Below are 6,871 nucleotides of genomic sequence, written 5' to 3'. Positions count from 1 at the left end.
GCACCGCGTGCGGCCCGCGGGTTCGGGCACCGTCGACTTTCCGACGCCTCGCGGCGTCCGAAACTCTAAACGGAAGCCGAACGGCAGCTTATCGCGACCTAGATGCCATAACCGGACGGTCCGCTTACGGCCCATGAACAGCCAAAACTTCTAGTTATCGGTGAGCTTCACTAAAACTAGAAAGACCGGCGCCTGCAATGAAGAAATCCACTTGGTCGCGTAAACGCTGAGGTGTGTGATTAACTGCTATCCCATGGCTGATCGCTTCTGCATGAAGATCGCTCACAAAAATGCCGAGAAACATTTCAGCCAGCATTGCAGGGCTGCCATGCATCGTCGCACCGTTCATTTTCCATGAAACGAACATCTGTTCGACTGCTTGCCGGGTTCGGGTAGCGGTGCGCTCGAAAAAGACACGTGCGAATTCACGGTCACTGACACTGCGAGCGATCACAATGCGAACCAGAGCGACGACCTCAGGCTCCAGGAAGTGTGAGTGCAATCCCTCTGCAAGACGCAGTAATATTGCTGGCGGGTCGCCTCCCTGTTCCAGTGCTTCAGAAACAAGCGTTTCGCCCGAAGATGCTTTCTCCAAAACCACTGCCTCGAGCAGGCCGTCCTTGTTTCCGAAGAGCTTGTAGATCGTAGCCAGTGATCCCCCGGCGCGATCGACGATGTCGCCGAGTGTCGTACGTTCGAAACCTTGCTCGACGAAGAGGGTTCGAGCAGCCTCGATAATCGCGCGTTTCCGGCGGTCGAGACGGCAGAATTCGTCATGTTCGATCATTTGACAGGGCTCTACGATAACGGGTTGCGTGGCAAGGGTGTAATATCTATTACACCTTCGCACCTGCACAAAAGCTGACTGAAAGCCACTTCGCCGTGAAGCCCATCCTAGCCGGCCTGGCCGCCTGCCTCCTCCTCTCCGCCTGTTCGGCTGCCGATACGCCTCCGGAGCAGCAGCCAATCCCGGTCAAGACGGTTACCGTTGCCAGCGCCACGGTTCCCAACGTGATCGAACTGCCGGGCCGGGTCGAACCGGTGCGCGTTGCCGAAGTCCGCGCTCGCGTGACCGGCATCGTGCAGGAACGGCTCTATGAAGAAGGAACCGACGTTCGCGCGGGTCAGCCGCTGTTCCGGATCGATCCGCGCGAATTGCGGGCAAGCTATGCCCAGACGCAGGCAGCACTGGCACGTGCGCGGGCCACCGCGGCGAACGCCAAGGCTGTCGTCGAGCGCTATCGCCCGCTGGTCGACGAGAATGCCATCAGCGGTCAGGAATATGACGCCGCGCTCGCCGCTTCGCGGGAAGCAGAGGCGAATGTCGCGCAGATCCGTGCGCAACTCGAATCGGCATCGCTCCAACTTGGCTACACCACCGTGCGTGCCCCGATCGGCGGGCGGGCCGGACGGGCACAGATTACCGAAGGCGCGCTTGTCAGTCAGCCGGAAGGCACGCTGATGACCCGGATCGAGCAGATTTCGCCGGTCTACGTTAGCTTCGCCCAGGCGGCTAGCGAAGTCCTCAGGTTGCGCCGGGCCATCGCCGCAGGCGAGATCGAACTGGACGAAAACGACCGCGTCGAGGTGCGCCTGACCTTCAGCGACGGGACCGAATACCCGATTCCCGGCTATATCGACTTCCTTGCCTTCTCCGTCGATCAGCAGACAGGGACGGTAGAGTTACGAGCCGAGTTTCCCAATCCACAGCGGCTGCTGCTACCCGGCGAATTCGTGCGCGCCCAAATCTATGCCGGCGAGATACAGAACGGCTTGACCGTGCCGCAGCGCGCCGTTTCGCTCACCGAGGAGGGCGGGACGGTGTTCGTCGTCGATAGCGAAGGATTGGCTGCAATCCGCCCGATCCAGCTCGGCGCGATGGTCGATGGAAACTGGATCGTGGAGGGCGGCCTTCGCCCCGGCGATGTCGTCATCACCAGCAACCTGCAGAAAATCAGGCCGGGTGTGCCGGTGAAAGTCTCGAACACGCCGACCGGGCAGAACAAGCCTGCAAAAGCTCCCGCTCAAACCGATCGCGGGGCGCAATAGACCATGGCGCGGTTCTTCATCGACAGGCCGATTTTTGCCTGGGTGGTTTCGCTCGGCATCCTGCTGGCGGGCTTTATCGCCCTGCGCGCACTTCCGATCGAACAGTATCCAGAGGTCGCCCCACCATCGCTGACCATCAGCGTCGTGTATCCCGGTGCGGACGCAGAGACGCTCGAACAGAACGTCACGCAGGTCATCGAGCAGCAGCTCAACGGGGTGGAGGGTTTCCTCTACATGTCCTCGTCCAGCGGGTCGAACGGAGCGGCGAGTATCACGCTGACCTTCGAGGCGGGTACCGACATCGATATCGCCCAGACCGAGGTGCAGAACCGCTTGAGCACGGTCGAGGCGCGCCTGCCTGAAGAGGTCCGGCGACAGGGTATCACCGTGCGCCAGGCGAACGCCGGCTTCCTGATGATCGTCGCGCTCACATCGGAAAGCGGCGACCTTACGACTACCGATCTGGGCAACATCGCTGCGAACCAGGTTGTGGACGAGTTGCGCCGGGTGACCGGTGTGGGCGACGTCACGCTCTTCGGTTCGCAATATGCCATGCGCATCTGGCTAGATCCCGAAGCGCTGGCAGCCTACAACCTGTCCCCAAGCGCAGTACTTGCCGCCATCCGCGAGCAGAATTCGCAGACCGCCGGCGGCTCGATCGGCGCCCGGCCGCTCGCCGATGGGCAACAGATCAGCGCGACCATCTCGACCGAAGGCCGGTTCACCACCGTCGAAGAGTTCGAGAACATCATTCTTCGCGCCAATTCCGGCGCGGCAGTGGTAAGGCTTGGCGAGGTTGCGCGCGTCGAAATCGGTGCGCAAAGCTACGCCACTTCCACCACTCTCAACGGACAACCCATGGCGGGGATGGCGATCCAGTTGGGGACCGGTGCCAACGCGCTTGCCGCTGCAGGGGGCGTGAAGGAGCGTCTCGCCGAAATCGCGCCCGGTCTTCCGGGAGACGTAAGCTGGTCGATCCCTTACGATACGACGCCTTTCGTTCAGGCTTCGGTGGAAGAAGTGGTGAAGACCTTGGTCGAGGCCATGGTGCTGGTCTTCCTCGTCATGTTCCTGTTCCTGCAGAACTGGCGAGCGACACTGATACCGACACTGGTAGTTCCGATTGCCCTGGCAGGCGCCTGTCTCGGTTTGTGGTTGTTCGGCTTTTCGATCAACGTGCTCTCGCTCTTCGGAATGGTCCTAGCGATCGGTATCCTGGTCGATGATGCGATCGTGGTGATCGAGAATGTCGAGCGCATCATGCGTGAAGAAGGCCTCCCGCCCCTGCAGGCGACCCGCAAGGCAATGGGCCAGATCACCGGAGCGATCATCGGCATCACGCTGGTGCTGATCGCGGTTTTCGTGCCGATGGCCTTCTTCCCCGGCTCCACCGGGGGTATCTATCGTCAGTTCTCGGTTACGCTTGCCATTGCCATTTTCTTCTCGGCGTTCCTGGCGCTTTCCCTGACGCCGGCACTTTGCGCCACCTTCCTGAAGCCGATCGCTAAAGGTCATGGGGAGGGCGGGCAGGTTGCGGTCGATACCGAAGCCGAAATGCAACCCGGCTGGCGAGGACGCGTCGCCCAAGTGCGCAACAAGGCCGCCCGATTCTTTGGCCGGTTCAATCGCTGGTTCGCGCGGATGCAGGAGAAGTACGGCCGGGCCAATGACCGCATCCTGTCGCGGCCATGGCGCGGTTTCGCCGTATTTCTGGCTCTGGGCGCAGTAACGATTCTGCTGTTCATGCGCCTCCCGTCTGCCTTTCTGCCGACGGAGGACCAGGGGTTCCTCATCACCGCAGTTCAGGCGCCGCCGGGAGCGACGCAGGAGCGCACCGACGAAGCTCTGGAGCCGATCGAGGATTTCTGGTTGGCTCGCGAAGAGGTGGAAAACCTCGTTGTCGTGCGCGGATTCAGTTTCTTCGGTCAGGGTCAGAACAATGCGATCATGTTCGCGTCGTTCAAGCCATGGGAAGAGCGTACCGCCGAAGGAAGCGGCGCGGCCGAAATCCTCGGCCAGGCGATGGGCACTTTCAGCCAGTTGGACAGCGCGATCGCATTCGTAATCCAGCCACCGGCGATCCAGTCGCTCGGGCAGGCAAGCGGCTTTACGCTGAAACTGCAGGATCGCGCAGGTCTTGGCCGTGAGACGTTGACGGCGGCGCGCGACCAATTGCTCGGCATGGCGTCGCAAAGCCCGATGATCGCCAACCTGCGACCCGAAGATCAGGGACCAAGCCCGCAGCTCGCGCTCGAGATCGACCGCGTCCAGGCACGGGCGCTTGGGCTCTCGCTTACCGATGTTAACGCGGCACTGTCGATCACCTTTGGCTCGGCCTATGCCAACGACTTCAACCGCGACGGGCGTGTCTTGCAGGTGCTCGTCCAAGCGGACGCGCCTTATCGCATGAGCCCCGAAGACGTGCTGTCGCTGCGTATTCCGAACGCGGAGGGGCAGCTTGTGCCGTTCAGCGCCTTCGCCACTGCGGACTGGTCGGCAGCTCCGGCCAGCCTTGCACGCTACAACGGTTACCCCGCCATGACCCTTTCCGGCATGGCTGCTCCCGGTGAATCGTCCGGTGCTGCACTCGCGGAAATGGAACGTCTGGCGGAGCAACTGCCGCAGGGGATCGGCTATGAATGGACGGGTATCTCTTACGAGGAAAAGCAGGCCGGCGGGCAGATTGGCCTGCTGCTCGGCCTGTCGGTCGTTGTGGTATTCCTTGTGCTTGCGGCGCTCTACGAAAGCTGGGCTGTTCCTCTCGCGGTGCTCTTGATCGTGCCCATGGGCGTACTCGGTGCGGTGTTGTTCTCGATGCTGCGCGGTCTTTCGGCGGACGTCTATTTTAATGTCGGATTGATCACGATCATCGGACTCGCGGCAAAGAACGCAATCCTCATCGTTGAATTCGCCATTGAGGAAGAAGAACGTGGCCTAAGGCGGATTGATGCAGTGAAAGCGGCCGCTCGCCTGCGCCTGCGTCCGATCATCATGACCTCGCTGGCATTCACTATGGGTATGGTTCCGCTCGTGCTCGCGAGTGGTGCCGGGGCCGCAAGTCGCATCGCGGTTGGTACCGGAGTGATGGGAGGAATGATCGCCGCGACCGTGCTCGGTATCTTCCTGATCCCGATGCTGTATCTCCTGGTGCGGCGAAACGTCAGCCGCAAGCAGCCTGTCGCAACCGGCGGTCATGAAGGCGATACAGACCCAGTCGAGAAATCCGGTCCTGCAATCGAAGAAGGGCGCGCTCCATGACGCGATCGACGAGAAAGCTGGCCGCTCTGGCGATCGGTTCCAGTCTGCTTGCCAGCTGCGCGAGCATGGCCCCCGAGCACTCCCGCCCCGAGGCAGCCACCGCGCCTGCCTTCGATGCCGAGTACGGACCGGACGGGACAGTCGTCGCATCGCAATTGTCCTATCGCGAGTGGTTCGGTGACCCGCGATTGGAGCAACTCATCGCGAGTGCGCTTGAAAACAACCGCGATCTCCTCGCCGCAACGGCAAGGGTCGAACAGGCCCGTGCGCGCTATCGGATAGAAGACAGCCGGCAATTGCCGGCGCTGGTTGGAGATGGCAGCGCCGTACGGACGAGGCAGCCGCTCTCGACCAATCCGGCGCTGGACACCGGGGATGTCGAAGGTGCCCCCGACTCAGTCACCTTCAACCGCTTTGATGTGGGCGTAGGGGTTACCTCTTTCGAGCTCGATTTCTGGGGGCGAATTGCCAGTTTGAGCGAAGCTGCCCGCGCGGAATATCTGGCCACGGCTGCCGCGCAGCGGGCCTTCTACCTTTCGCTCATCGCCGACACCGCCAACACCTATTTCGAGATCGTGGAAACCGAGGAGCAGATCGCGCTGGCCCAGGCGACCGCCGAAAGCAGGCGCGAAGGTTTGCGGATCGCACGGCTACGCCTTGAAAACGGGGTGACCTCGGCACTTCCATACCGGCAGGCCGAGACCTTGCTGACGCAGGCGGAACAGCAATTGGCAAGCGAACGACTGGCCTTGGCGCAACTGCGCAACCAGCTCGCCGTTCTGGTGGGCGGGACCATACCCGAAACTTTGCCAGAAGGCGTATCTCTTGCCGAGCAGGGTGACGAGCGCAGGCTTGCGGCTAGATTGCCGTCAGATCTCCTGCTGGTGCGCCCGGACATTATCGCTGCCGAAGAACAGCTACGTGCTGCGCGCGCGAATATCGGGGCTGCTCGCGCGGCCTTCTTCCCGACCATTTCGCTCACCGGAAGTGCAGGACTGTCCTCGAACAGTCTCGACGGCCTGTTTTCGAGCGATGGGCTGGGCTGGAGTTTTGGGCCGTCCATATCTCTGCCGATTTTCGACTGGGGAGCACGCGAGGCCGATCTCGATCTGGCGCAGGCGCTCGAAGTCGAACAGGTCGCGAACTACGACCGCACCGTTCAGAACGCCTTCCGCGAGGTATCGGATGCGCTGGCAGGGAGGCGCTATCTCGCCGAACAATTGATGACCCTCGAAACCTCGGTAGAGGCGCAGCAGCAGATCGCCCGCATTGCCCGGTTACGCTACCGCGAAGGAGTGGCAGACTATCTCGAGGTCCTCGACGCCGAACGCAATCTGTTCAGCGCTCAGCAACAGCTTCTTGCCGTTCAGCGTGCTTGGTTGCAAAATCGTGCGACGCTGTTCGTTGCCCTCGGCGGCGGCGCCAATCCCAGCATTAAGCACAGGCCGCTTCCGATGGTTCGATAGCCAAAAGCAGCCTGTCCGCTTTCGTTTAGAGTTTCGGACGCCGCGAGGCGTCGGAAAGTCGACGGTGCCCGAACCCGCGGGCCGCACGCGGTGCGCTA

The 6,871-nt window shown here is 61.7% G+C and carries 4 protein-coding genes; 3 read left to right on the top strand and 1 reads right to left on the bottom strand.

The window, feature by feature from the left end; genetic code table 11:
• Nucleotides 1-154 precede the first annotated feature (154 nt).
• Nucleotides 155-787: a TetR/AcrR family transcriptional regulator gene (locus tag P8R33_RS14740; RefSeq protein WP_278329709.1), complete on the bottom strand. Its 633-nt coding sequence runs from the start codon at nucleotides 785-787 to the stop codon at nucleotides 155-157.
• A 95-nt stretch (nucleotides 788-882) separates the two neighbouring features.
• Between P8R33_RS14740 and P8R33_RS14735 the strand changes: the two genes are divergently transcribed.
• The 3 genes from P8R33_RS14735 to P8R33_RS14725 are packed head-to-tail and all read left to right on the top strand — an operon-like array spanning nucleotide 883 to nucleotide 6,773.
• Nucleotides 883-2,049: an efflux RND transporter periplasmic adaptor subunit gene (locus tag P8R33_RS14735; RefSeq protein ID WP_278329708.1), complete on the top strand. Its 1,167-nt coding sequence runs from the start codon at nucleotides 883-885 to the stop codon at nucleotides 2,047-2,049.
• 3 nt (nucleotides 2,050-2,052) lie between these two features.
• The gene (locus tag P8R33_RS14730; protein ID WP_278329707.1) at nucleotides 2,053-5,307 is read left to right on the top strand and encodes a multidrug efflux RND transporter permease subunit; all 3,255 of its coding nucleotides are present in this window, start codon (nucleotides 2,053-2,055) and stop codon (nucleotides 5,305-5,307) included.
• The gene (locus P8R33_RS14725; RefSeq protein ID WP_278329706.1) at nucleotides 5,304-6,773 is read left to right on the top strand and encodes an efflux transporter outer membrane subunit; all 1,470 of its coding nucleotides are present in this window, start codon (nucleotides 5,304-5,306) and stop codon (nucleotides 6,771-6,773) included. The genes P8R33_RS14730 and P8R33_RS14725 overlap by 4 nt, the downstream gene beginning before the upstream one ends.
• Nucleotides 6,774-6,871 lie beyond the last annotated feature (98 nt).

This window comes from Qipengyuania flavescens (assembly GCF_029688735.1).
GTDB lineage: Bacteria > Pseudomonadota > Alphaproteobacteria > Sphingomonadales > Sphingomonadaceae > Qipengyuania.
The sequence above is the reverse complement of the archived record's forward strand: the minus strand, read 5'-3'. Positions and strand labels throughout refer to the sequence as shown.

What these genes read in the sequence shown, in the direction of transcription:
- P8R33_RS14740 (WP_278329709.1), bottom strand. Translation starts at nt 787, where the DNA reads ATGATCGAACATGACGAATTCTGCCGTCTCGACCGCCGGAAACGCGCG.
- P8R33_RS14730 (WP_278329707.1), top strand. Translation starts at nt 2,053, where the DNA reads ATGGCGCGGTTCTTCATCGACAGGCCGATTTTTGCCTGGGTGGTTTCG.
- P8R33_RS14725 (WP_278329706.1), top strand. Translation starts at nt 5,304, where the DNA reads ATGACGCGATCGACGAGAAAGCTGGCCGCTCTGGCGATCGGTTCCAGT.